We start from the raw sequence: 23446 nt of genomic DNA, 5'->3' as shown, positions 1-23446 counted from the left end.
TCTGTCAGCACGCCACTGCCGACGCGCACCCTCGGGAACATCGCTGGTCTTCTTGCTCCAGTCCGCCGTCGCCATCTGTGAACACCTCCGACATCAGGGGGTGTTGCGACGACCAGTTGAATCCGCCCAAGCACTAACCCGGCGTTACAGCGGGAGAGGCGGGCACAGCGGGAGAGGCGGGCACAGCGGGAGAGGCGGGCGGCGCGAGGCGCGAGCGGGTGGACCGGCTCGTCAGGCGTCGGCGGCCTCGAGCTCGGCCATCACGTCGGCGGGGATGTCGACGTTGGTGAAGACGTCCTGCACGTCGTCGAGGTCCTCGAGCGCGTCGACGAGGTGGAGCACCTTGGCGGCGCCGGCGGCGTCGACGGGGATCTCGAGGCTGGCGACGAACTCCACGTCGGCGGAGTCGTAGTCGATGCCGGCGTCCTGGAGCGCGGTGCGTACGGCGACCACGTCGGTGGCCTCGCTCTGCACCTGGAACGCCTCGTCGAGGTCGTTGACCTCCTCCGCGCCGGCGTCGAGGGTCGCCTCGAGGACGTCGTCCTCGCTGACCTCACGGACCGTGCCGTCGTGGTCCTGCGACTTCGGAACGACCACGATGCCCTTGCGGGTGAACAGGCGCGAGACCGAGCCGGGGTCGGCCATCGTGCCGCCGTTGCGGGTGACGGCGGTGCGGACCTCCATCGCGGCACGGTTGGTGTTGTCGGTGAGGCACTCGACGAGGATCGCGACGCCCTGGGGGCCGTAGACCTCGTAGGAGATCGTCTTGTAGTCGACGCCACCGGACTCGGCGCCCGAGCCGCGCTTGAGGGCGGAGTCGATGTTCTTGTTGGGGACCGAGCTCTTCTTGGCCTTCTGGATGGCGTCGTAGAGGGTCGGGTTGCCGGCGGGGTCGCCGCCGCCCTGCTTGGCCGCCACCTCGATGTTCTTGATGAGCTTGGCGAAGAGCTTGCCGCGCTTGGCGTCGATCGCGGCCTTCTTGTGCTTGGTCGTTGCCCACTTGGAGTGGCCTGACATGAGTCCCTCTTCTTCTCGACGTGCTGGTCGGTCCGCTCAGGCCGAGCGCACCAGGTCCACGAACATGCCGTGCACCCGGTCGTCGCTGCCGACCTCGGGATGGAACGAGGTCGCCATCAGGGGGCCTTGCCGGACGGCGACGATCCTACCCGCGGCCGGACCGGTCTCCACGCGCGCGAGCACCTCGACGTCGTCCTCGACCGCCTCGACCCACGGCGCCCGGATGAAGACGGCCCGCACCGGGTCGTCGAGCCCGTCGACGTGCAGGTCCTCCTCGAAGGAGTCGACCTGGCGCCCGAAGGCGTTGCGGCGCACCGTGAGGTGCAGGCCGCCGATCGTCTCCTGCCCCGCGGCACCGTCCTCGATGCGGTCCGCGAGCAGGATCATCCCGGCGCACGTGCCGAACGCGGGCAGGCCCGCTCGTACGGCGTCGCGCAGGGGCTCGAGCAGGTCGAAGATCCGAGCGAGCTTCACCATCGTCGTGGACTCCCCGCCCGGGAGGACGAGGCCGTCGCAGGCCGCGAGCTCGGCGGGGCGGCGTACGGAGATCGCGTCGGCACCGAGCGAGCGCAGCGCCGCGAGGTGCTCGCGGACGTCGCCCTGGAGGGCGAGGACGCCGATGGTGGGCTGGGCGGCAGGCACAGAGGGAGGGTAGGACCGCGGGTCGATCCATGCTCAGGCGGGTCGGCCCGGCCGTATCCTGCGCCCATGGGACTTCGTCGTGGCCTCGCAGCCCTCACCGTCGCGGGCGCCATCGTGGCCGCCACGGCGTACGCCGGACCGCCGGACCGCGCCGTCAGCGCGACCGCCGCCTCGGCACCCGCCACGGACGGGAAGCGCGTCGAGGGGTGGCCGGTGCGCTCCCCCGCCAGCGTCGGTCTCCGCGGCAGTGCCCTCCGTGACGGCGCGCAGGTCGCCAGGCGCCGCGACTCGACCTGCTTCGCGGTGGTCCGCAACGGCAAGCTCGTCCGCGAGGACAACTGGCAGTTGCGGCGCGACGCTCCCCGCGAGGTCTACTCCATCACCAAGTCGGTGACGAGCACCCTGGTCGGCATCGCGGTGCGCGACGGCGACCTGCGCCTCGACGACCGCGTCGCGCGCTACGTCCCGCAGTGGCGCGGGACGGCCTCGGCGACGGTGACGGTGCGCAACCTCCTCGCCAACGACAGCGGGCGCTTCTGGTCGCTGCAGTCGGACTACGCCGACCTGCTCGCGGCACGCAGCCGGACGGCGTACGCCATCGGGCTGTCGCAGCAGCACGCGCCCGGCACGGCGTGGGCCTACAACAACGCCGCGATCCAGGTGCTGGAGCGGGTGCTGGAGAGGTCGACCGGGATGGGGGTGGCGAGGTACGCCCGGACCCGGCTCTTCGAGCCCCTCGGCATGGCGCGCACGCGGTTCATCACCGACCGGGCCGACGACGCGGCGGTGTTCTACGGCCTGCAGACCACGTGCCTCGACCTCGCCCGCTTCGGCATGCTGCAGCTCGGCAGGGGCAAGGCGTACGGCACCCGGCTGCTCGACAAGGGCTACGTCACGGACGCCGTCGGTCGTCCCTCGACCCCGCACAACGCGGCCTACGGCTACCTGTGGTGGCTGAACCGTCCCGGCCTTCTGCGCGGGGCCACGGACGCGGTCGACGCGCAGGGCCAGCCGCTGCGCCAGGTCACCGGTCAGCTCGCGCCGTCTGTCGGCGAGGACGTCTACGCCGCGCTCGGCTTCGGCGGCCAGGTGCTGCTCGTCGACCCGACCACACGGACGATGGTGGTGCGCATAGGCCTCCCCGCCCAGGCGGGCGAGGAGGCGTACGGCTTCGTCGATGCCGCGACGGTGCTGTCGCGGGCGGTGCGCTGAGGCGGGTGGCTACCAGCCGCGCTCAGCGAGGCGGTGGGGCTGCGGGATCTCGTCGACGTTGATGCCGACCATGGCCTCACCGAGGCCGCGCGAGACCTTGGCGACCACGTCGGGGTCGTCGAAGAAGGTCGTGGCCTTGACGATCGCCTCGGCGCGCTCGGCGGGGTTGCCGGACTTGAAGATGCCCGAGCCCACGAAGACGCCCTCGGCGCCGAGCTGCATCATCATCGCCGCGTCGGCCGGGGTGGCGATGCCGCCGGCGGTGAAGAGCACGACCGGGAGCTTGCCCGCCGCCGCGACCTCCTTGACCAGCTCGAAGGGAGCCTGGAGCTCCTTGGCCGCGACGTAGAGCTCGTCCTCGGACATGGAGTGCAGGCGGCGCAGCTCGCCGCCGATGGTGCGCATGTGCATGACGGCGTTGGACACGTCGCCGGTGCCGGCCTCGCCCTTGGAGCGGATCATCGCCGCGCCCTCGGTGATGCGACGCAGGGCCTCGCCGAGGTTGGTCGCGCCGCACACGAAGGGCACGGTGAACTTCCACTTGTCGATGTGGTTGGCGTAGTCGGCCGGGGTCAGCACCTCGGACTCATCGATGTAGTCGACACCGAGGGACTGAAGGACCTGCGCCTCGGCGAAGTGGCCGATGCGGGCCTTGGCCATCACCGGGATCGAGACGGCCTCGATGATCGAGTCGATCATGTCGGGGTCGCTCATGCGCGACACGCCGCCCTGGGCGCGGATGTCGGCCGGGACGCGCTCGAGCGCCATCACGGCGACGGCGCCGGCGTCCTCGGCGATCTTCGCCTGCTCGGCGGTGACGACGTCCATGATGACGCCGCCCTTGAGCATCTCGGCCATGCCGCGCTTGACGCGGCTCGTGCCGTGCTCGATGGGGGTCTCGGGGGTGTGCTCAGCCATGGCCAGATCGTAGTCCGGGCTCATCCCAAAGGATGCATCGGGCTCGACCCTCGAGGGGGTGCCCGATCAGGCCTGCGAGGCCGCGCGCTCCAGCGCCTGGCGGCGCACGACCCAGATGCGCTGGACGACGGTCACGGTCGCCGCGATGGCGAGCGCCCAGAGCGCGACCTCGAGCAGGATCGGCAGGTTCAGGACGTCGGCGAAGAAGGCGGGGACGAGCATGCCGACGAGGCGGTCGGGACGCTCGGCGATGCCGACCTTGGCGTCGTAGCCCAGGTGGTCGGCCTTGGCGCGGGCGTACGACGTCACGGCGCCCATCAGCAGGATGACCAGGCACAGCACGAGGTAGAGGCGGCTCTCGGCCTGCCAGGCGAAGTAGAGCGCCAGCCCGCCGAAGAGCGCGCCGTCGGCGACCCGGTCGAGGGTGGAGTCGAGAAAGGCGCCGAAGTCGTCCTTGCGGCCGGTCTTGCGGGCCATCGCGCCGTCGATGAGGTCGCTGAAGACGAAGGCGGTGATGAAGAGGACGCCCTCCCACACCATCCCGCGGGGGAAGAAGAACAGCGCTCCGAAGCTCACGCCGAGGGTGCCGACGAGCGTCACCACGTCGGGGCTGATGCCGAGGCGGACGAAGAGGTTGACGAAGGGCGCGAGCATGACGCCCTGCCAGAACTGCTTGAACCTGTCGAGCACGGCCGCAGGCTACCGCTCGAGCAGCGCGTCCCTGACGTCCGCCACCGCCGCGGGCGCGCCGGTGACGGTCCAGTCCACGCCGGCAGCGTGTACGACGACCGACTCGCCGCCCGCGCCCCGCATGATCGCCGCGCCCGGGAGGCGGTCCCAGTCGGCCACCGAGTGCTGGAAGAGCACGTCCCACTGGCCCGACGCGATGGCCATCACGTCCATCGTGCCCGAGCCGAGCATCCGCAACGTCCCGACCTCGCCGAGTGCACGGGCGAAGGCCTCCCCCACCTCGCTGCCGTAGAACGGCGGGTGGAGGTAGGTCGTGGCGCAGCGCGCCTCGCGCGGCGTCGCGGGCAGGGGCGCGAGCGGCGCACCGTCGAGCGTGGTCGGCAGCCCGGGGCCGCCGACCCACGTGCGGAGGGTGGAGGCGTGGTGCACGGCGCCGAGCAGCACGTCGGCCTCGTCGTGCAGCGCGATCGCGCTGCACCACCAGTCGCTGCCGCGGGAGAAGTTGTAGGTGCCGTCGACGGGATCGATGACCCAGGTGCGACCCGACGTGCCGGGGCGCGAGGTGCCCTCCTCCCCCACGATCGCGTCGTCGGGACGCTCGGCGGTGAGCTGCTGGACGATCAGGCGTTCGGCCGCGGTGTCGGCCTGCGTGACGATGTCCGAGCCGCTGGTCTTGCGCGACACGTCGAGCCCCTCGCCCCGGATCCGGGCGGCCAGCAGGGCCGCCTCGCGGACCAGGTCGGCTGCGAGTGCGGCGTCGGCGGCGAGGTGCGCGTGATCCATGGCGCCCACGGTAGTGCGGCAGGCGTACTGTGGCAGGACGGAGCCAGTCAGGCTACCGAACCGAGGAGCCCCGATGAGCGACAAGTCGCCACGGCAAGGCATGTCCAAGAAGTCCGGCAAGTCCATCAAGGAGAAGCGTGCTGACAAGCACGCCAAGGCGGCCGGGAAGAGCGGCGCCGACGAGACGTTCCTCCCTCCGAAGAAGAAGTGAGTCGGCTCAGCCTCGGCGTCATCGGCACGTCCGCCAAGGAGAACGAGCACCGCCTCCCGCTCCACCCCGACCACCTCGCGCGCCTCGACCCCGAGGTCGCGGCACGCACCACGCTCGAGCACGGGTACGCCGCCCGCTTCGGCGTGGGCGACGACGAGCTCGCCCCGCTCGTGGCGGGCTTCGCCTCCCGTGAGGAGATCCTGCGCGAGTCGGACGTCGTGGTGCTGCCGAAGCCGCAGCACGAGGACGTCGCGATGATGCACCCCGGCCAGGTGCTGTGGGGCTGGCCGCACTGCGTGCAGGACGAGCGGATGACCCAGCTCGCGATCGACCGCGAGCTGACGCTGATCGCCTTCGAGGCGATGAACCACTGGACGTCCGACGGCCACGTCGGGCTGCACGTCTTCCACAAGAACAACGAGCTCGCCGGCTACTGCTCGGTGATCCAGGCCATGGAGCTCATCGGGATCACCGGCGACTACGGGCGCCGGCTCAGCGCGGTGGTGATCGGCTTCGGCGCCACGGCGCGCGGGGCCGTCACCGCCCTCAAGGCCCACGGCGTCGCCGACGTCGCGGTCCTGACCACCCGCGGGGTCGCGGCTGTCGGCTCGCCGATCCACTCGGTGCGGATCCGCCAGTTCGACCACGACCCCGACACCCCGGGTGTCAGCCACGTGATCACCGACCGCGGCCGCGAGCCGCTGGCGGCGTACCTGGCGGAGAACGACATCGTCGTGAACTGCACCCTGCAGGACACCGCGGCGCCGCTGACCTACCTGCGGACCGCAGACGTCGCGGCCTTCCGCCAGGGCAGCCTGGTCGTGGACGTGTCGTGCGACGAGGCGATGGGCTTCGAGTGGGCGGTGCCGACGACGTTCGACGACCCGATGTTCACCGTCGGCGACCGGGTGCACTACTACGCGGTCGACCACAGCCCGTCGTACCTGTGGAGCTCGGCGACGTGGGAGAACAGCGAGGCGCTGCTGCCCTTCGTCGACACCGTGCTCGGCGGCCCTGCGGCATGGGACGCGAACGAGACCATCCGCCGGGCCATCGAGGTCCGCGACGGGCGCGTCTGCAACCCCGCGATCCTGGCGTTCCAGGGGCGGGGGCCGGAGCACCCCTACGCGGTGGCCTGAGCCCCGTCCCACGCGTCGGCGAGCAGCCGGCGGGTGTCGGCGAGCAGCTGCGGGAGGATCTTGGCGCCACCGACGACGGTGATGAAGTTGGCGTCGCCGGTCCAGCGCGGGACCACGTGCTGGTGCAGGTGCTCCGACAGCGACCCGCCGGCCGAGCGACCGAGGTTCAGCCCGACGTTGAAGGAGTGCGGCTGGCTCACCGCGCGGATCGCGCGAAGCGACTGCTGCGTCATCGCCATGAGCTCGAGCGACTCCTCGGGCGTGAGGTCGGCGAGGTCCGCGACGTGGCGGTAGGGCAGGACCATGAGGTGGCCGGGGTTGTAGGGGTGCAGGTTCAGCACGACGTACGTCGACTCGCCGCGCGCCACGACCAGCGACTCGTCGTCGGGGTGGCCGGGGATCGCGCAGAACGGGCACCCCTCGTCGTCGACGGCCGAGCGGACGTAGGCCATCCGGTGGGGCGTCCAGATCCGCTCCAGCGCGTCGTCACTCATGCCCGCGATCCTAGGGTGGGGCCGTGACCTCGATCCGACCGGCCGTCGCGGCCGACATGGCCGCGGTCGCCGACCTGTGGCACCAGGGCTGGCACGACGGCCATGCCGGGCACGTGCCCGACGGGCTGACGGCCGCCCGCACGCTGCCGGCCTTCCACGAGCGCACGCCCGCCCGCGTCGCCGACACCACGGTGGCGGTGTCCGGCGACGGTGGGCTGCTCGGGTTCGTGATGGTGGTGGGCGACGAGGTGGAGCAGGTCTTCGTCGGCGCTGCGGCTCGCGGGACCGGGCTCGCCGACGTGCTGCTCGCCGAGGCGGAGCGCCAGGTGGCCGCAGGCGGGCACGAGGTCGCCTGGCTGGCGGTGGTCGCCGGCAACGCGCGTGCGCGCCGGTTCTACGAGCGGTGCGGCTGGCATGACGAGGGCGAGCTGCCCTACGAGGTGACCGCCGGCGGACAGACCTTCGTGTCGCCGTGCCGGAGGTACGTCAAGGCGGTCTGAGGTCGCCCCCCGTGGTCAACGGGACGGTCGCCGCGCGCGTCGTACGTGCATGGTGACGACGAGCCCCGCGGCGGTGGTCCTGCTCGCCCTGCTGTCGGCGTGCTCTGCCGATCCGGCCCCATCACGCCCGACGGTGCCCGAGCCCTCGGCACCTGTGCCGACCGTTGCTCCGACCCTCGCGCCCGACCTCGGTCGCCTGGCGGACCGGTTCGTCGCCCGCGCCGCGGGGGGGTCCGCGTCGTTTCCCCACCGGGCGTCGGTGCGGCTGACGCTGGGCGGTGAGCCCGCGGCGTCCGTCGACGTCGCCTCGGCGCTCGCTGACGGTGGCCTGTGGACCGCGTGCCCGGAGGGCTGGGAGGGCTACGCCGCCACGTCGTGCCCGATCGATTTCCTCGGCCCGCTCAGGACAGCGCAGATGAACGGGACGCCCGTCGTGCACGAGGCGGCGTACGACGGGGTGACCTGCGCGCCGACACGCACCGGCGCGCTGCCCGTCGGTCGGCTCGTCGTGCTCAGGCCGGTGCCCGCGAACCGCGACTGCGCGCGGGACTTCGCGCTGGTGCTGGTCGCGGACGAGCAGGGTCGCTTGCGCGCGATCGACCTGACGCTGTCGGCACCGTGACCGGCGGGCACCGGGGCGGACGCGTGGCTACCCTCGCGACATGGTCAGGGCAGTCGTACGTCAGTGGTCCGACGAGGACGGCGGGGATCCGCTCGACGCGATCGCCGAGGTCTTCGAGCTGGGCCGCCCCACTGCCGTGCGTCCCGTGACCGGAGGCCTGTCGAACGAGATGTGGAAGCTCGACACGAGCACGGGAGCGTTCGCCGTCAAGGTCATGCGGGCCCACACGGACGAGCCCGGGTTCCGCGACAACATCGAGAGGGCTCACGCCATCGAGGCGGCGGCGTTCCGGCGCGGCGTCCCGTGTCCGGAGCCGATGCTGGCTGCTGGAGGCGACTGCTTGGCTGTCGTGGCTGGAGACCTCGTCAGGGTCCACCGGTGGGTGGAGGGACGACCGGTGCAGCCGTACGCCTGGCTCGAGGAGGTCGGTGAGCTCACGGCTCGGATTCACAACGTGTCCGAGCACTTCGACGACGTCCTCGACGACGAGCCCCGAGACGAAGAGACGTGGGCCGGACTTGCCGACCACGCCGAGATGCCCCATCTGCTCGCCCAGCACCTTCGACGAGCAGCACCACGTCTGGCCGAACTGGAGGCCCATACGGCAGCGAACGGTGTGAGGACACGCCACGCGAGCTCGCACGGGGACCTCGACCCCAAGAACGCCCTGAGCGTCGGCGACACCCTGGTGGCACTCGACTGGGATGCCGCGGGGCCGCAATCAGTCATCAGGGAGGCCTCGACGGTGGCCCTCGACTGGAGCACCGATCCGCGCGGGTTCCAGCGGGTCATCGCGGCGTACGGCCGTACCGCCGGAGTGTTCCCGCCCGCCGAACCCTGGGTGCTCGGCGGCTGGGTCGCGGCGTGGGGAGGATGGCTGGTCCACCACGCGAGCCGATGACCCGCTGGGGCGCGGGGAGACGAAGCGGGCGTGTGATCGACTGCTGCGCCTGCACACCGATCTGGACGCCTACGTCGACGCTCTGCGGTTCGTCTGATCGCTCGCTGCAGGACGGTGAGCAGGTGCGGACGTGCCTGTGACCCCGCCTCCTACTGCTGGCGGGGTGCGGGGCGGGGTCATCTTCGGGGTGACGGGATCCGGGGTGGGCCTGGGTCGGGCGGATCGAGCGCGGTGGTGCCGGTGCGGTCGCGTCGGTAGCGGTGGCCGTGCGGTGAGGTCCACTCGAACACCCCGGGGGCGACCATGTCGTATCGCCAGGCGGAATGGGTCTTGAGGCGGTGGTGGAACCGGCACAACGCGCCCAGGTTCTCGGTCTCCGTAGGCCCGGGGTGAGGTCGACCCTCCGCTTCGGCGTCGTGGTCGTACTCGATGACGTGGTCGACGTCGCAACCCCGGGCCGGTCGACCGCAGAACGGGAACACGCAGGTCCGGTCGCGGAGGACCACGCGCTCACGGATCCGGTCCGGGACCGCGTAACCCGGCGCGGACTTCTCCTGGTTGAGGTCGATGACCGGCTTGACCGTGACCTTCGTGCGCGAGTCGCCGCACCAGGACTGGATCTGCTCGAGCAGCAGAAGTCGCTGGCCCTCCTCGAGCCGCCCCGTCGGCCCGAACACCGTGGCGTCGCCGGACAGGCTGGCGTCGAAGTGGGCGTGGAGCACGACCTCGCGGGCCGCGGGGAGGTCTGGTCTCGATACGCCGGCTCGTTCCTCACCGGCTACTCGACCACCAACAGATTCGTCGGCTACTCGACCATCAACAGATTCACCGGCCGCTCGGCCACCGGCAGAATCGTGGAGGTCGAGCGCGGTCTGCGTGCGGGCCAGGTCGCCGAGTGCCTTGGCCCTGCGAGCGTCCAGTGACTCCTCGGAGCCGAGGGCCTTCTGGGTGGCTGCGCCGTGGGCGAGGGCTTGGTGGAGGTCGAGTCCGTCGGCGAGGTCGATCTCCGCTTCGAGCCGTACGGTCCCGGCGAAGTGGACGTCCTCGTCGTGGATCGTCACGTGGCGCGGGTCGACGTGGAGGTAGCCGTCCTCCGGGTCCGCGGCCGGGTCGACGTCGGCGAGGTCGTAGCGCTTGATGGTCTCCGCGACGAGGCGGTCCAGCTGTGCGGGGCCGATCTTGCCGGCCACGGCGGCGACCTGGGCGTCGACGAAGGCGGCTGCCTCGACCGTCAGGGACGGGGTCGAATGGATGGTCACCTCGGCGACCGCCCTCGCACGCCAAGCAGGGACCCGCCCGGCGTGGACCTGCGCCCACAGCCTCGGGAGGCGGTGGCGCAGCTCGAGTGCGTGGCCGATGAGCTTCTTCGCCGACACCGACGTGATGCCGAGGACGGTGCCGAGCTCGGCGACGCAGAACTCCGCGACCAGCGGCGTGCCCGGGCCGGCGATCGGTTCCTCGTGCTCGCAGCCAGCCACGGTGAAGGTCGCGGCCGAGTGGAGCGACTCCGGCGGGTGGAGGTCCGCCCACCGGGCCGCGAGGTCGAGCTGCTCCGCGGCGGCAGCGTCTTCAGCAGTCCGGGCCGAGCGGATCGAGGCGAGCAGGGCCGTGGGGCCGAGGGCGTCTGCCCCGGCCTCCGGCTCCACTCCTAGCATCTCGATCATGCGTTCGAGTCTAGGGAAGGGGTCCGACACTCGCTTCGGGTCTCGATACGCCTCCGCTCGTACCTCGCTCCGGCTACTCGACCACCGAGAGAGAGCGACCGCTCCGGCTACTCGACCAGTGACCGCCCGGCTACTCGACCACCGAGAGGGAAAGACCGCTCCGGCTACTCGACCACCGAGAGGGAAAGACGGCCCGGCTACTCGACCACCGAGGGGGAGGCGGCGGGTGCTCGAGCACCGAGGGTGAGCATGGTTCCGAGGCTCGCTGCGCTCGCGCCTCAACCGGCGAGGAAGGAAGAAGGAGCGATCAGGTCCAGGCCTGGGCGAGCCGGCGTACGACCTCAGTCAGCCGTTCCGGCGAGGTGGCGACGTTGAGCCGCACGTGGCCGGTCGTGCCGGGGGCGTACGACTCCCCCGGGCTGACCATCACCCGACCGCGCTGGAGGGCGACGCCCGCGGCGTCGTCGTGGCCGTAGGCGGAGGCGTCGAGCCAGGCCAGGTAGGTCGCCTCGATCGGCCGCATCCGCACCTCCGGCAGGTGCTCGGCGAGCAGCGACCCGAGCAGCGTCCGCTGCTGGTCGAGTCGCTCGACCAGCGACGCGAGCCACGGGTCGCCGTGGTCGTAGGCCGCGCGGGCAGCGACCATGCCGAGCGGGGAGTAGGAGTCGTTGCGCGACATCGGCTCCGCGTCGAGCCGGGCCCGGTCGGCGGCCGAGGGAACGACGAGCTGCCCGCACTTCAGGCCGGCGGTGTTGAACGCCTTGGACGCCGAGACCACCGCGACCGCGTGGTCGTGGGTGCCGTCGATCGCGAGGTAGGAGACGTGCTCCGCACCGGGCAGCACCAGCGGGGCGAAGATCTCGTCGCACACCACGCGGGCACCATGGCGGAGGACGACGTCGCGGATCCCCTCCAGCTCGGCGCGGGTGAACGCGCGGCCCCACGGGTTGTGCGGCTGGTTCAGGATCAGCGTCTGCGCGCCGTCGGCGAGGAGCCCGTCGAGGCGGTCGAGGTCGATCTCGGCGCGCTCGGCCGAGGCCGGCACCTCCAGCAGGTGCTCGGCCCGACCGGTGATGTCGGCCAGCCGGTGCTGGGCGTTGTAGCCGGGCGTCGGGAAGACCACTCCGCCGGGTCCGCTGAGGACGTCGATCGCGAGGCGGACACCCGCCGTCACGTCCACGACGGCGCGGACCGCCGCGGGCTCCGGCGCCCACCCGAAGTGCCGCCCGGCCCAGCCGACGTAGGCCTCGGCGAGCTCGGGATAGTCATCGAGCGGGTATCCCGTGACGCCGTCGGCGAGCGCGCGCTGGACGGCCATCATCACCACCGGGTCGACCGCGTAGTCCATCTCGGCGACCCACGCAGGGATCACGTCGTCGGGCACCGTGCCCCACTTGAGCGGCAGCGCGCGGCGCGCCTCCGCATCGGTGAGGTCGACGATCGGTCGTCGTTCGGTGGCAGTCATCAGTGCCAGCCCTTCTCCTCGATGAGGCGCACGACGAGCACACGCCGGTCGGTCATCGTGCGCGCATGGGCGATCGCCGCGTCGTACGAGTCGTGCCGATGGTGGATCCACGCGCCGTCCGGGCCGCGCCGGCTGCCCCGCCCGTCGAGGACCTCGAAGGTCGGGTCCGGCTCGAAGCCGGGGACGTGGCGCTGGTAGGGGTCGAGGACCGGGACCTCGACGTCCATGCGCGGACCAGACAGGGGCCACTCACGCAGCACGGTGCCACGGTCGACGACCGCGAGCCGCTCGACGACCTGGATGGTCGCGTAGCCCAACGGAACACGACGCGAGAAGTCGGTCGTCGAGCTGCCGAAGTCGAGGGCGTCGCCCGCCGGCCACGTCCGGCCGAACCGTCCCCGTGCGAACAACACCCATCGCGTCTCGTCCGGCGCGGTGTCGAAGGGCGCGCCCCCGCCCTCGGGCCAGTCGTGGTCGACCTGGTCGTCGGGCTCGGGCACGCGCGTCAGACCTGCTCGCGCGCTGCCACCGCGCGGGCGACCCGCTCGATCGCCTCGTCGATCGGCACGCCGTTGTCCTGGCGGCCGTCGCGGTAGCGGAAGGAGACCGCGCCCGCCTCGATGTCGTCGTTGCCGGCGATGATCATGAACGGCACCTTCTGCAGCTGCGCGTTGCGGATCTTCTTCTGCATCCGGTCGTCGGAGTCGTCGACCTCGACGCGCAGCCCCTGGGACTTCATCCGACGGGCCACGTCGTGGAGGTAGTCCGCGGCGAAGTCGGCGACCGGGATCGCCTGCACCTGCACCGGTGCGAGCCAGGGCGGGAAGGCGCCGGCGTAGTGCTCGACGAGCACGCCGAAGAAGCGCTCCAGGGAGCCGAACTTCGCCGAGTGGATCATCACCGGCTGCTTCCGGCTGCCGTCGGCCGCCTGGTAGGCGAGCTCGAAGCCCTGCGGCTGGTTGAAGTCGTACTGGATGGTCGACATCTGCCAGGTGCGGCCGATGGCGTCGCGGGCCTGCACGGAGATCTTCGGGCCGTAGAACGCGGCACCGCCCGGGTCGGGCACCAGCTCGAGCCCCGACTCGACCGCTACGTCCTCGAGCACCTTGGTGGCCGTCGCCCAGTCCTCGTCGGACCCGACGAACTTGTCGGGCTTGGCGTCGTCGCGGGTCGAGAGCTCGAGGTAGAAGTCGTCGATGCCGAAGTCGCGCAGCAGGCCGAGCACGAAGTCGAGGAGGTGCTTGACCTCGCCCGGCGCCTGCTCGGGGGTGACGTAGGAGTGGCTGTCGTCCTGGGTCAGTCCGCGCACGCGGGTCAGGCCGTGCACGACACCGGACTTCTCGTAGCGGTAGACGGAGCCGAACTCGAACAACCGCAGCGGCAGCTCGCGGTAGGACCGTCCGCGCGAGCGGAAGATCAGGTTGTGCATCGGGCAGTTCATCGCCTTGAGGTAGTAGTCCGACCCCTCGAACTCCATCGGCGGGAACATCGTGTCCTTGTAGTAGGGCAGGTGTCCGGAGGTGTGGAACAGCCCCTCCTTGCTGATGTGGGGGGTGCCGACGTAGTCGAAGCCCTCCTCGATGTGGCGCTGGCGGACGTAGTCCTCCATCACGCGCTTGATCACGCCACCCTTGGGGTGGAAGACCGCGAGACCGGAGCCGATCTCGTCGGGGAAGCTGAACAGGTCGAGATCGCGACCGAGCTTGCGGTGGTCGCGGCGCTCGGCCTCCTCGATGCGGTGGAGGTGCTCCTCGAGCGCCTCCTTGGTCTCCCACGCGGTGCCGTAGATGCGCTGGAGCATCTTGTTCTTCTCGTCGCCGCGCCAGTAGGCCGCGGCGCTGCGCATCAGCTTGAAGGCGGGGATCCGCTTGGTGGTCGGCAGGTGCGGGCCGCGGCACAGGTCGGACCACTTGGCCTCGCCGTTGCGCCCGATGTTGTCGTAGATGGTGAGCTCGCCGGCCCCGACCTCGACGCTCGCGCCCTCGGTGTCCGCGGCGCCCGCGCCGCCCTTCAGGCCGATCAGCTCGACCTTGTAGGGCTCGTCCTTGAGCTCGTCGAGCGCGTCGGCGTCGGTGGTCACGCGGCGCTCGAAGCGCTGGTTCTCCTTGATGATCTTGCGCATCGCGGACTCGATCTTCACGAGGTCCTCGGGCACGAACGGGGTCTCGACGTCGAAGTCGTAGTAGAACCCGTTCTCGACCGGCGGGCCGATGCCGAGCTTGGCCTCGGGCCAGAGCTGCTGCACCGCCTGGGCCATCACGTGCGCGGTCGAGTGGCGCAGGATGTCGCGGCCGTCGGCGCTGTCGATGGCCACGGACTCGACCTCGTCGCCGTCGGCGAGCTCGTAGGCGAGGTCCTTGAGCTGACCGGCCACCCGCGCGGCGATCACGTCGGCGTCGTCGCGGAAGAGCTCCCAGGCCTTGGTGCCGGTCGTGACCGTGGTCTCCGCACGCTGATCGGCGTGGATGCGGACGACCTTGATGTCGGGCACGAGAGCTCCTGTGAGGGGTGTGGAGGGTGGGGCGGGATGCTCCGGCGATGCTATCGGCCGGTCGTGGTCGCGCTCACCCCGGTTTCGCCGCACACCCGGTCGGGTGGGGTCCGCGGTGGTGGCGGCGAACGTGGGTACATCGCGTGCATGACGCTCGCGCAACGCCGGCAGGCGCCCTCCTCGGCCCCGCCGCTCACCATCGCCTCGGTCCCGTCGGGGCACGTCTACGTACGCCACCTCTCCCCCGTCGACGGCCGGGGAGCCGTACGCCTGCCCGACCCGGCACCCGGGAACCCCGACCGCCCTGCCGGGGCGACCTGGTGGCCGCCGGTGATGCTCGACCCCGAGTGGGCCCGACAGGCCGACTTCGACGTCTTCCACCTCCACTTCGGCTTCGACGCGTGCGCGCCTGAGCAGCTGGAGCGGCTGACGCGCGTGCTCCGCGGGCGCGGCAAGCCGTTCGTCTTCACCGTGCACGACCTGCGCAACCCGCACCACAGCGACCGCCGCCTCCACGACGAGCAGCTCGACGTGCTGGTCGAGGCCGCGGACGCCCTCATCACGCTGACCCCCGGGGCCGCGCGCGAGATCGAGTCCCGTTGGGGGCGTACGCCGCTCGTGGTCCCGCACCCGCACGTCGTCGACCTCCCCACCATGACCCGCGCCCTCGAGGTGCGGCCGCTGTGGCGCCACCGACCCTTCCGCGTGGGCCTGCACCTGAAGAGCCTGCGGGCCAACATGGACCCGATGCGGCTGCTGCCCACGCTCGTGGACACGGTCGCCGGGCTGGACGACGCGGTGCTCCAGGTGAACTGCCACCGCGACGTCCTCGACCCCGACGGCGCCCGGCGCGACTCCGCGCTGTCCGACTGGTTGCGCGGCGAGGCCACCGCGAAGCGGCTCGAGCTGCACGTCCACGACTTCTTCTCCGACGACGACCTCTGGGCCTACCTCGCCTCGCTCGACCTCTCGGTGCTGCCCTACACGTTCGGCACCCACTCCGGCTGGCTGGAGGCGTGCCGCGACCTGCAGACGACCGTGCTGGCGCCGACCTGCGGCTACTACGCCGACCAGGGCCCGGTCCTGACCTACACCAACGACGGCGACGACTTCGACGCCGACTCGCTGCGCGACGCCGTGGTGCGCGCGCACGCCGAGCGCCCGCGGTGGGGGGCCACCCTCGACGAGCGCACGGCTCAGCGCCCCGAGGTGGCCCGGGTCCACGAGGAGCTCTACCGGGAGCTGAGCAGGTGACGGCCCTCACCGTGCGCGAGGGCCAGCATGAGCAGCGGGCCGACCGGCTCCGCGTCTGCCTCGTCGCCAACAGCCGCTTCCCGATCGCCGAGCCCTTCACCGGGGGGCTGGAGTCGATGACGTGGCACCTGGCGCGCGAGCTGACCCGCCGCGGGCACGAGGTCGCGGTCTTCGCCGCTCCGGGATCCGACCCCGCCCTCGGCGTCGTCGAGCTCGACGTCGAGGCGCTGCCCGAGCACCCCGGCCGCCACGACGTGGGGGCGCCGCCGTACGTCGAGGTGGCCGAGCACCACGCCTACCTCTCCCTCATGCTGGACCTCGCCGGGTCGGCGGGGACGGGCTTCGACGTGGTGCACAACAACAGCCTCCACTACCTGCCGGTCGCGATGGCGCGCACGCTGCCCGCGCCGATGCTGACCACGCTGCACACCCCACCCCTGTGGTGGCTGGAGTCTGCGGTCCGGCTGGACCGGGGCACCAGCTCGTTCGCCGCGGTGTCGCGGCACACGGCGGCCTCCTGGGCGCCGATCACGCCGAGCACGTGCGTGCTGAACGGCATCGACGTCGACCGGTGGCCGGCCGGCCCCGGCGGCGTGAGCGCGGTGTGGTCCGGTCGCCTGGTCGCGGAGAAGGCGCCCCACGACGCGCTGCTCGCCGCCCGACGCGCGGGGATCCCCATCGTGCTGGCCGGGCCGCTGCTCGACGAGGACTACTTCCGCACCCGGGTCCAGCCGCTGCTCGGTCCCGACGCGACGTATGCCGGGCACCTGCCGCAGGCCGAGCTGGCCGCGCTGGTCGGTGGCTCGGCGGTCGCCGTGGTGACCCCGGCATGGGACGAGCCCTACGGCCTCGTCGCCGCAGAGGCGCTGGCCTGCGGCACCCCGGTGGCGGCGTACGCCCGGGGCGGCCTGCCGGAGGTGCTGTCTCGCGACACCGGCCGCCTCGCGGTCGCGGGCGACGTGGACATGCTGGCGCTCGCGATGCGCGACGCCCTCACCCTCGACCGCGCGCGCTGCCGCGAGCACGCCGTCGCCGAGCTCTCGCTCGACCGGATGGTCGACCGCTACGAGGACGAGTACGTCCGCCTGCTGGGCCGCAGGCTCGCGGCGTGATCGGCTACTACGTCCACCACCACGGCACCGGCCACCTCCACCGGGCCCTGAGCGTCGCACCCCACCTCCCGGGACCGGTGACCGGTCTGTCGTCGCTGCCGCGCCCCGAGGCGTGGACCGGGCCCTGGGTGCAGCTCCCCCGTGACGACGAGGCGGCGACGTACGACGACGCGGACGTCACCTCGAGCGGCCTGCTGCACTGGGTGCCGCTCCAGGACGCCGGCCTGCGGAACCGCATGGCCGCCGTCTCGGCGTGGATCGAGCAGCACGCACCCGACGCGGTGGTCGTCGACCAGTCGGTCGAGGTCTGCCTGCTGGTGCGCCTGCACGGCGTGCCGGTCGTGGCGCTCACCGCTCCCGGACGGCGCACCGACCCGCCGCACCTGCTCGGCTTCGGCGCCGCCGACGCGCTCGTCGGTCCGTGGCCCGCGGGCTGGACCGACCGGCTGCTGCCGGGCCTGCATGGCATCCACGCCGACCGCTTCAACGCCGTCGGTGCCGTTTCCCGGTTCCCCGTGGCGCCCCGGCACGTCCCGGCCCACCGTTCCCGGCCGCACGTCGTGCTGCTGGCCGGCACCGGCGGCGACGGCTTCACCCTCGAGTCGATCGCACGAGCACGGGAGCAGACACCCCGCTGGGACTGGAGCGTGCTCAGCCGCACCCTCGGCAGCTGGCACGCCGACCCGGCGGCCGTGGTCGCCGACGCCGACGTCGTGGTGCTCCACCCTGGTCAGAACGCGCTCGCGGAGGTCGCCTCCCTCCGCGTGCCCGCAGTCGTGGTGCCGGCGCCGCGCCCGTTCGACGAGCAGCACGTGACCGCGGCAGCCCTCGCCGACGGCTGGCCGGCCGTCGTGCTCGACACCGTCCCCGACCTGGGGTGGCGCGACCTGCTGCACGAGGCGCTCCTCCTCGACGGCGAGGGCTGGTCCCGGTGGTGCGACGGCAACGCGCCGCAGCGCATCGCGGCCGTCGTCGAGCAGGTCGTCTCCCCCGGGTCCGCGGCATGAGCGATACCGCCGTCGTGACGGTGGTGCACGGCCGCAGCGAGCACCTCGCGCGCCAGCGCGAGTCGCTCGCCGCCTCGACCTCCGACGGCTTCGAGCACGTCGTGGTCGCCATGGACGACCCGGTCCTCGTGGCGTCCGGCGGGGCAGACGCCGCGCTGCCCCGCGCCCCCTTGGGTCTCCCGCTCGCCGCCGCGCGCAACCGCGGCGCGGAGGTGGCCCTGGCCCGAGGCGCGCGCACCCTCGTCTTCCTCGACGTCGACTGCCTGGCCGACACCGAGCTCGTCGGCGCCTACGCCGAGGTCGTGGGCGACGAGCCGGACACCGTGTGGTCGGGCCCGGTCACCTACCTCGACCCGCCCCCACCCGGGGGCTACGAACTGACCGCCCTGCGCGGCCTCGACTCGCCCCATGCCGCACGACCGGCGCCGGACCCGGGCGAGCGCGAGCACGGCGCCGAACCCGACCTCTTCTGGTCGCTGTCCTTCGCCTGCTCGGACACCGCGTGGCGCCGCACCGGCGGCTTCTGCGAGGACTACGTCGGCTACGGCGGCGAGGACACCGACTTCGCGCGCGCTGCGCTCGTCGCGGGCCTCGACCTCGGCTGGGTGGGCGCTGCCCGCGCCTTCCACCAGTGGCACCCGGTCTCCCGGCCGCCGGTCGAGCACGTCGCCGACATCGTCCGCAACGCCCGGATCTTCCACGCGCGCTGGGGCGAGTGGCCGATGCTCGGCTGGCTGGAGGCCTTCGAGGAGCGCGGGCTGGTGCGCCGCACGGGCACGGGCAGCTGGGCGCTCCGGGACCGGGTCACGGGCGAATAGTCCTCGCCGTTGTGGGCACGGCTCCCACATGCGTGACGACCTCGCTGCCCTGCTCCTGCGCCACGGGTACGACGCCCTGCCGCTGGCCCGTTCGCGGCGGCACGAGGAGGACGACGCCTTCGAGACCCGCATGCTCGGGCGGCGCACGCTCGTGGTCCGCGGGGAGCAGGGGGCGCGGATGTTCTACGACGAGTCGCGGATGCGCCGTCGTCGCGCTGTCCCGCCGCCGCTGGCGCACCTCCTCTTCGGGCGCGGCGCCGTGCACGGCCTCGACGGGGAGGAGCACCGCGTGCGCAAGCAGGTGTTCCTCGACCTGCTGAGCGACGAGGCCGTGGCGGACCTGGCCCGTCGCGTGGACGAGAGGCTCGACGAGGCCCTGCGGGCCTGGGCGCTGGGTCCCGGCGTGCGGGTCCACGAGGGGCTCGTCCGGATCTACGGCATCGCTGTGCTGGAGTGGGCGGGCACCGGCTGCGCGGGGCTCCGGGGCGAGGAGGTGGCCCGCGACCTCGCCGCGATCGTGGACGGGTTCGGCTTCTCGGGCCGCGCCTACGTGAAGGCATGGGCAGCCCGCCGGCGTGCCGAGGCCTGGGCGGCTGACCTGGTGCGGCGGACCCGGGACGGACGTCACCAGCCGCCGGAGGGGACGGCCGTGCACGCCTTCTCCGTCGGTGCGGGTGACGCACTCCCGGTCCGCGTCGCCGCGGTCGAGCTGCTCAACGTGCTCCGCCCCACCGTCGCCGTCAGCTGGCTCGGGACCTTCGCCGCCCTCGCCCTCGCGCAGCACCCCGGGCACGCCGCGCCCCTGCTCGGTCCCGACGCCGACCGGCACCTCGTCGCCTTCGCCCACGAGGTCCGCCGGCGCACCCCCTTCGTCCCGGCCCTCACCGCCCTGGCGACCACGCCCTTCCGCTTCGGACACCATGACGTCCGCAGGGGCGACCGGGTGGTGCTCGACGTCCCCGGCACCAACCACCACCCCGACCAGTGGAACCAGGCCGACGACTTCTGCCCGGCACGGTTCGTCGGTTCGGACCCCGACCCGTTCCGGTTCGTGCCCCAGGGAGGTGGCGGCCCCCTCGGTCACCGATGCCCCGGCGAGGACGTCACGACAGCGCTCCTCGTGGTCACCCTCCGACACCTCTCCCGGGCGCGCTTCACGCTCAGGTCACCGGACGTGCGCACCGACCGGATGCCGACGCTGCCGTCGGAGGAGCTGCTCATGACCGACGTGTCGCCGGGAGAGGCCGACGGCACCGGGCCCTTCGTCCCGGCCGGCTGACTCACGCAGGCGGCGCCACACGGCGGCGTACGGCCTCGACCAGGTTGGCACCCACTCCGAGCAACGCGTTGCCGTAGTCACCTCGCAGACGGTCCAGCTCCTCGCGCGGCGCCAGCACGTTGCCGGGCCCCCGCACCACGGGGGACACCAGGTCCTGGGCGACCACCTTGAACAGTGGCCCCACGAGCCGGTCGTACGCCCACGGAAGCACGGTGAACCCGAAGCGGATCACGTCGTTGGACAAGCCGACCTGGCCGCCCCGCCACGGATGGTCGGCGACGGTCAGCACGCGATCCGCCACGCGCTCCGGCGGATCGACGGGGAAGGGCGGGCGCCCCACCGAGTCGCCGTACGTCGCTGCCTGGCGGTAGATCGGTGTGTCCACCCCGCCGGGGGCGACGTAGCCGATCCGCACGCCGGGCCGGTCGCGGTTGTCGACACGCAGCTGGCGCACCAGCGCGCGCACGCCCCACTTGCTCAGCACGTACGCCGCCATGTCGGGCACCGCGATGTGCCCGATCAGCGAGCCGACCAGCACCAGGCTCCCCTCGCGCTGGTCGCGCAGCACGGGCAGCACGTGGCGGGCGAGGTTCACCGGGCCGTTGAGGTTGGTGGCCAGCACCTGGTCGAAGACCTCGACCGGCACGTCAGGGATGCGGCCGTAGGCGACGACCCCGGCGCAGCTCACCACGACGTCGAGCCGCCCGTGCCGCGCCAGCACCGCCGCGACCGCGGAGGCGACCTGCGCGTCGTCACTGACGTCGGCCTGCGCGACCAGCACCGATGCGGCACCGAGCCCCTCGCAGGCGAGCGCCACCCGGTCGAGGGCGCCGACCGCGCGACCGACCAGCACGACGTGGTCGCCCCGTCCGGCAGCCTGGCGGACGACAGCCTCGCCGATGCCGCTCGAGGCGCCGGTCACGAGGACGACGCGGACGCCGCTCACCGGGCCGCCTCGTCGTCGCGGCGGTGGGCGTCGACGTCGGCGTGACGTCCGGCGCTCTCGCGCAGCCGTCGTCCGCGGAGCGCGTCCTCGCGGTCCTTCTCCTCCGCCTTGTCGATCTTCCGGGTGTCGCGGGGCGGCAGCTGGATCTCCTCCTCCGCGGGCATCCCCGCCTGGAGCTCACGGCCCCGCTCGAGCTCGGCGTCGAGCTCGCCGCCGAAGAGGAGCGCGAGGTTGGTGATCCAGAGCCACAGCAGGAAGACCACGACGCCGGCGAGCGAGCCGTAGGTCTTGTCGTAGGAGCTGAAGTTGGCGACGTAGAAGCCGAAGCCCACCGACGCCGCGACCCACACGAGGATGGCGACCGCGGCGCCCACGCTGACCCACCGGAACTTCGGCTGCTTCACGTTGGGCGTCGACCAGTAGAGCAGCGCGACGAGCAGCATCACCACGAGCAGCAGCACCGGCCACTTGGCGATGCTCCACACGGTGACGATCGTCGAGCCCAGCCCGAGGGCGTCGCCGACCGCCTGCGCAGCCGGTCCGGTGACGACGAGGCCCAGGGCCACGACGGCACTGAGGACGACCGACACGAGGGTGACGAGGAGCATGGCCGGGCGCAGCTTCCAGAAGGGCCGGCCCTCCCGGATCTCGTAGATCCGGTTCATGCCGCGGCCGAAGGCACCGACGTAGCCCGACGCGGACCACAGCGCGAGCGCGAGGCCGACGACCAGGCCGAACCCGGCGGCCGAGGTCTGGCTCAGCTCCACGAGCGTGGGCTCCAGGACCTCCGCGGCACCGCTCGCCCCGACGTCGCGCAGCACCTGCAGGAGCGCGTCGACCGTGGCGCGGCCGTCGCCGACGAGGCCGACGAGCGACAGCATCGCGACGGCGGCCGGGAACATGGCCAGCACGGCGTAGTAGGTCAGCGCGGCGGCCAGGTCGGTGCACTGGTCGTCGGAGAACTCCCGCCACGTCTTGCGCAGGACGTAGGTCCACGACGGCTTCGTGAGGTCGGTGGGCGAGTCAGGCTTGTCGGTGTGGTCAGGGGTGCGGTCGGAGGTGTGGTGCATGCGTCCCCGTACCCAGCCTCCGCACCTTCACCCCCTCCCCTCGGGCGGTGCAGCGCGGACGGGGGCGTGCCTAGCGTGGATCCCGATGCAGACCTTCCTCCCCTGGCCCGACTTCGCGCGTTCTGCTGCCGTGCTGGATGCCAAGCGGCTGGGCAAGCAGCGCGTCGAGTGCCTCCAGGTAGTCAGGGGCCTGACGGTCCCCGGCTACGGCTGGCGCCACCACCCCGCCGTACGGATGTGGCGCGGACACCTCGAGGCGCTCGGACGCTACGCCCTCGCGTGCTGCGAGGCGTGGACCGGTCGCGGCCACGACGACACCTGCGCCGCCACCCTCGTGGTCGACCTCCGGGCGGCCGGTGTCACCGGCATCCGTAGCCAGGAGGAGCTCGCGGCGACCGGGGACCTGCCGTGGTGGATCGGGGACGACGACTTCCACCGCGCGCACCGGTCGGCGCTCGTGCGCAAGGACCCGGCGCACTACGGCCCGCTGTTCCCGGGGGTTCCCGACGACCTTCCCTACGTCTGGCCGCTCCCCGACCCGCCCGGGGAGTCGGGCAGCGACCCGGCCTGAGCCGGTCGGTCCCGGGACGTCTCGGCGATGATCCGTTCCATCTCCGCGATCGACGTCGCGGTGTCGCGGTGGAGGACGGCGTGCCAGCCGGCGCGCCGCGCGGCGTCGACGTTGGCCTCGACGTCGTCGAGGAACAGCACCTCGTGGGGCTCGACCCCGAGACGGCGGGCGGTGAGCTCGTACGCCGCGGGGTCGGGCTTGGCCACCCCCACCTCGTGGCTGTAGACGATGTCGTCGGTGAGGTCCTCGAACCCGTGGTGGCGCTCGCGCTCACGGGCGCCGGGACCGGAGTTGGACAGGATGCCGGTGAGCCGCGCCGGGCGCTGCGAGGCGAACCAGTCGAGCAGCGGGCGGTCGAGGGTGCCGACGTACCACCGCCAGTAGTCCTCGAGCAGCCCGTCGACCTGGTCGTCGTCGAGCCCGAGCGCCCGCTGCCACTCCGCGCGGACCTCGTCCTCGGTCACCTCGCCCAGCATCGCGTCGCCCGGCAACGCCGCCAGCCCGCCGGAGATGCTGCCGGGGGCCAGGCCCAGCCGGGCCTCGGCGGGAGCGGGGAACACCTCGTCGTCGACGACCTCGAGGACTCCCCCGATGTCGAGCACCACTGCCCTGATCGCCACTGCGTCCCCCGTCCGAGTCA

25 protein-coding genes are annotated in these 23446 nt (G+C 72.4%); 12 read left to right on the top strand and 13 right to left on the bottom strand.

The window, feature by feature from the left end; genetic code table 11:
* Nucleotides 1–231: 231 nt before the first annotated feature.
* Both IRX98_RS16100 and pdxT read right to left on the bottom strand, forming a co-directional pair.
* Nucleotides 232–1017, bottom strand: a complete 786-nt coding sequence (locus IRX98_RS16100; RefSeq protein WP_224278484.1) for a YebC/PmpR family DNA-binding transcriptional regulator — start codon at nt 1015–1017, stop codon at nt 232–234.
* A 36-nt stretch (nt 1018–1053) separates the two neighbouring features.
* Nucleotides 1054–1659 (bottom strand): pyridoxal 5'-phosphate synthase glutaminase subunit PdxT, encoded by a 606-nt coding sequence (gene pdxT / locus IRX98_RS16095; protein WP_224278482.1) that lies wholly within the window; start codon nt 1657–1659, stop codon nt 1054–1056.
* 66 nt (nt 1660–1725) lie between these two features.
* Between pdxT and IRX98_RS16090 the strand changes: the two genes are divergently transcribed.
* Nucleotides 1726–2871 (top strand): serine hydrolase domain-containing protein, encoded by a 1146-nt coding sequence (locus IRX98_RS16090; RefSeq protein WP_224278480.1) that lies wholly within the window; start codon nt 1726–1728, stop codon nt 2869–2871.
* 9 nt (nt 2872–2880) lie between these two features.
* Here IRX98_RS16090 and pdxS read toward each other — a convergent pair whose 3' ends face one another.
* The 3 genes from pdxS to IRX98_RS16075 form a co-directional block, all read right to left on the bottom strand.
* Nucleotides 2881–3789 carry a pyridoxal 5'-phosphate synthase lyase subunit PdxS gene (gene pdxS, locus IRX98_RS16085; protein WP_207081745.1) on the bottom strand — a complete coding sequence of 303 codons (909 nt, stop codon included), beginning with the start codon at nt 3787–3789 and terminating at the stop codon, nt 2881–2883.
* 66 nt (nt 3790–3855) lie between these two features.
* A complete protein-coding gene (gene pgsA / locus IRX98_RS16080; RefSeq protein WP_224278478.1) occupies nt 3856–4479 on the bottom strand; it encodes a phosphatidylinositol phosphate synthase in 624 nt (207 codons plus the stop codon).
* 9 nt (nt 4480–4488) lie between these two features.
* Nucleotides 4489–5262: an inositol monophosphatase family protein gene (locus IRX98_RS16075; protein WP_224278476.1), complete on the bottom strand. Its 774-nt coding sequence runs from the start codon at nt 5260–5262 to the stop codon at nt 4489–4491.
* Nucleotides 5263–5335: 73 nt separating this feature from the next.
* Between IRX98_RS16075 and IRX98_RS16070 the strand changes: the two genes are divergently transcribed.
* Nucleotides 5336–5473, top strand: coding sequence for a hypothetical protein (locus IRX98_RS16070; RefSeq protein ID WP_165354226.1), 138 nt, complete (start codon nt 5336–5338; stop codon nt 5471–5473).
* Nucleotides 5470–6612, top strand: coding sequence for a N(5)-(carboxyethyl)ornithine synthase (locus IRX98_RS23575; RefSeq protein WP_224278474.1), 1143 nt, complete (start codon nt 5470–5472; stop codon nt 6610–6612). Before IRX98_RS16070 ends, IRX98_RS23575 begins: the two co-directional genes overlap by 4 nt.
* Here the strand turns inward: IRX98_RS23575 and IRX98_RS16060 are convergent.
* A complete protein-coding gene (locus IRX98_RS16060) occupies nt 6597–7106 on the bottom strand; it encodes an HIT family protein (protein ID WP_224278472.1) in 510 nt (169 codons plus the stop codon). The genes IRX98_RS23575 and IRX98_RS16060 overlap by 16 nt on opposite strands.
* Nucleotides 7107–7129: 23 nt before the next feature.
* On the opposite strand from IRX98_RS16060, the gene IRX98_RS16055 reads away from it, so the two are divergent.
* From IRX98_RS16055 to IRX98_RS16045, 3 genes are read left to right on the top strand one after another with little or no spacing between them, the layout of a single operon-like run.
* On the top strand, nt 7130–7606 hold the full coding sequence (locus IRX98_RS16055; protein ID WP_224278470.1) for a GNAT family N-acetyltransferase: 477 nt from the start codon (nt 7130–7132) through the stop codon (nt 7604–7606).
* 49 nt (nt 7607–7655) lie between these two features.
* A complete protein-coding gene (locus tag IRX98_RS16050) occupies nt 7656–8228 on the top strand; it encodes a hypothetical protein (RefSeq protein ID WP_224278468.1) in 573 nt (190 codons plus the stop codon).
* A 40-nt stretch (nt 8229–8268) separates the two neighbouring features.
* Nucleotides 8269–9129 (top strand): phosphotransferase, encoded by an 861-nt coding sequence (locus IRX98_RS16045; protein WP_224278466.1) that lies wholly within the window; start codon nt 8269–8271, stop codon nt 9127–9129.
* A gap of 176 nt (nt 9130–9305) precedes the next feature.
* Here IRX98_RS16045 and IRX98_RS16040 read toward each other — a convergent pair whose 3' ends face one another.
* The 4 genes from IRX98_RS16040 to thrS form a co-directional block, all read right to left on the bottom strand.
* Nucleotides 9306–10793 carry an HNH endonuclease signature motif containing protein gene (locus tag IRX98_RS16040; protein ID WP_224278464.1) on the bottom strand — a complete coding sequence of 496 codons (1488 nt, stop codon included), beginning with the start codon at nt 10791–10793 and terminating at the stop codon, nt 9306–9308.
* 307 nt (nt 10794–11100) lie between these two features.
* Entirely contained in the window at nt 11101–12258 is a 1158-nt protein-coding gene (locus IRX98_RS16035) for a MalY/PatB family protein (protein ID WP_224278462.1), read from the bottom strand.
* Nucleotides 12258–12758: a hypothetical protein gene (locus IRX98_RS16030; protein WP_224278459.1), complete on the bottom strand. Its 501-nt coding sequence runs from the start codon at nt 12756–12758 to the stop codon at nt 12258–12260. The genes IRX98_RS16035 and IRX98_RS16030 overlap by 1 nt, the downstream gene beginning before the upstream one ends.
* A 5-nt stretch (nt 12759–12763) precedes the next feature.
* Nucleotides 12764–14749, bottom strand: coding sequence for a threonine--tRNA ligase (thrS, locus tag IRX98_RS16025; RefSeq protein WP_372456093.1), 1986 nt, complete (start codon nt 14747–14749; stop codon nt 12764–12766).
* 147 nt (nt 14750–14896) lie between these two features.
* Here thrS and IRX98_RS16020 point away from each other — a divergent pair, with 147 nt between their 5' ends.
* The 5 genes from IRX98_RS16020 to IRX98_RS16000 are packed head-to-tail and all read left to right on the top strand — an operon-like array spanning nt 14897 to nt 20219.
* On the top strand, nt 14897–16003 hold the full coding sequence (locus tag IRX98_RS16020; protein ID WP_224278457.1) for a glycosyltransferase: 1107 nt from the start codon (nt 14897–14899) through the stop codon (nt 16001–16003).
* Nucleotides 16000–17115 (top strand): glycosyltransferase, encoded by a 1116-nt coding sequence (locus IRX98_RS16015; protein WP_224278454.1) that lies wholly within the window; start codon nt 16000–16002, stop codon nt 17113–17115. Before IRX98_RS16020 ends, IRX98_RS16015 begins: the two co-directional genes overlap by 4 nt.
* On the top strand, nt 17112–18122 hold the full coding sequence (locus tag IRX98_RS16010; protein ID WP_224278452.1) for a glycosyltransferase: 1011 nt from the start codon (nt 17112–17114) through the stop codon (nt 18120–18122). Before IRX98_RS16015 ends, IRX98_RS16010 begins: the two co-directional genes overlap by 4 nt.
* Nucleotides 18119–18940: a glycosyltransferase family 2 protein gene (locus IRX98_RS16005; RefSeq protein WP_224278450.1), complete on the top strand. Its 822-nt coding sequence runs from the start codon at nt 18119–18121 to the stop codon at nt 18938–18940. Before IRX98_RS16010 ends, IRX98_RS16005 begins: the two co-directional genes overlap by 4 nt.
* A 28-nt stretch (nt 18941–18968) precedes the next feature.
* Complete coding sequence (locus IRX98_RS16000; RefSeq protein WP_224278448.1) at nt 18969–20219, top strand: cytochrome P450; 1251 nt, start codon at nt 18969–18971, stop codon at nt 20217–20219.
* A gap of 1 nt (nt 20220) precedes the next feature.
* Here IRX98_RS16000 and IRX98_RS15995 read toward each other — a convergent pair whose 3' ends face one another.
* Both IRX98_RS15995 and IRX98_RS15990 read right to left on the bottom strand, forming a co-directional pair.
* Entirely contained in the window at nt 20221–21165 is a 945-nt protein-coding gene (locus tag IRX98_RS15995) for an SDR family NAD(P)-dependent oxidoreductase (RefSeq protein WP_224278446.1), read from the bottom strand.
* Nucleotides 21162–22235 (bottom strand): YihY/virulence factor BrkB family protein, encoded by a 1074-nt coding sequence (locus tag IRX98_RS15990; RefSeq protein WP_224278444.1) that lies wholly within the window; start codon nt 22233–22235, stop codon nt 21162–21164. The genes IRX98_RS15995 and IRX98_RS15990 overlap by 4 nt, the downstream gene beginning before the upstream one ends.
* Nucleotides 22236–22320: 85 nt before the next feature.
* Here IRX98_RS15990 and IRX98_RS15985 point away from each other — a divergent pair, with 85 nt between their 5' ends.
* Complete coding sequence (locus tag IRX98_RS15985; protein WP_224278442.1) at nt 22321–22806, top strand: MSMEG_6728 family protein; 486 nt, start codon at nt 22321–22323, stop codon at nt 22804–22806.
* Here IRX98_RS15985 and IRX98_RS15980 read toward each other — a convergent pair.
* A complete protein-coding gene (locus IRX98_RS15980) occupies nt 22752–23426 on the bottom strand; it encodes an HAD family hydrolase (protein WP_224278440.1) in 675 nt (224 codons plus the stop codon). The genes IRX98_RS15985 and IRX98_RS15980 overlap by 55 nt on opposite strands.
* Nucleotides 23427–23446 lie beyond the last annotated feature (20 nt).

The organism is Nocardioides lacusdianchii (assembly GCF_020102855.1).
Lineage (GTDB): Bacteria > Actinomycetota > Actinomycetes > Propionibacteriales > Nocardioidaceae > Nocardioides > Nocardioides lacusdianchii.
Note: the sequence above shows the minus strand (reverse complement) of the source record. Positions and strands in the feature narration are given on the sequence as shown.

Excerpts from the sequence above, each read along its gene's own strand:
- IRX98_RS16040 (WP_224278464.1), bottom strand. The coding sequence starts at position 10,793 with ATGATCGAGATGCTAGGAGTGGAGCCGGAGGCCGGGGCAGACGCCCTC.
- IRX98_RS16050 (WP_224278468.1), top strand. The coding sequence starts at position 7,656 with ATGGTGACGACGAGCCCCGCGGCGGTGGTCCTGCTCGCCCTGCTGTCG.
- IRX98_RS15985 (WP_224278442.1), top strand. The coding sequence starts at position 22,321 with ATGCAGACCTTCCTCCCCTGGCCCGACTTCGCGCGTTCTGCTGCCGTG.
- IRX98_RS16005 (WP_224278450.1), top strand. The coding sequence starts at position 18,119 with ATGAGCGATACCGCCGTCGTGACGGTGGTGCACGGCCGCAGCGAGCAC.
- IRX98_RS16020 (WP_224278457.1), top strand. The coding sequence starts at position 14,897 with ATGACGCTCGCGCAACGCCGGCAGGCGCCCTCCTCGGCCCCGCCGCTC.
- IRX98_RS16075 (WP_224278476.1), bottom strand. The coding sequence starts at position 5,262 with ATGGATCACGCGCACCTCGCCGCCGACGCCGCACTCGCAGCCGACCTG.
- IRX98_RS16000 (WP_224278448.1), top strand. The coding sequence starts at position 18,969 with ATGCGTGACGACCTCGCTGCCCTGCTCCTGCGCCACGGGTACGACGCC.
- IRX98_RS15990 (WP_224278444.1), bottom strand. The coding sequence starts at position 22,235 with ATGCACCACACCTCCGACCGCACCCCTGACCACACCGACAAGCCTGAC.
- IRX98_RS16100 (WP_224278484.1), bottom strand. The coding sequence starts at position 1,017 with ATGTCAGGCCACTCCAAGTGGGCAACGACCAAGCACAAGAAGGCCGCG.
- IRX98_RS16090 (WP_224278480.1), top strand. The coding sequence starts at position 1,726 with ATGGGACTTCGTCGTGGCCTCGCAGCCCTCACCGTCGCGGGCGCCATC.
- IRX98_RS16070 (WP_165354226.1), top strand. The coding sequence starts at position 5,336 with ATGAGCGACAAGTCGCCACGGCAAGGCATGTCCAAGAAGTCCGGCAAG.
- IRX98_RS16060 (WP_224278472.1), bottom strand. The coding sequence starts at position 7,106 with ATGAGTGACGACGCGCTGGAGCGGATCTGGACGCCCCACCGGATGGCC.
- IRX98_RS16035 (WP_224278462.1), bottom strand. The coding sequence starts at position 12,258 with ATGACTGCCACCGAACGACGACCGATCGTCGACCTCACCGATGCGGAG.
- pdxS (WP_207081745.1), bottom strand. The coding sequence starts at position 3,789 with ATGGCTGAGCACACCCCCGAGACCCCCATCGAGCACGGCACGAGCCGC.
- IRX98_RS16045 (WP_224278466.1), top strand. The coding sequence starts at position 8,269 with ATGGTCAGGGCAGTCGTACGTCAGTGGTCCGACGAGGACGGCGGGGAT.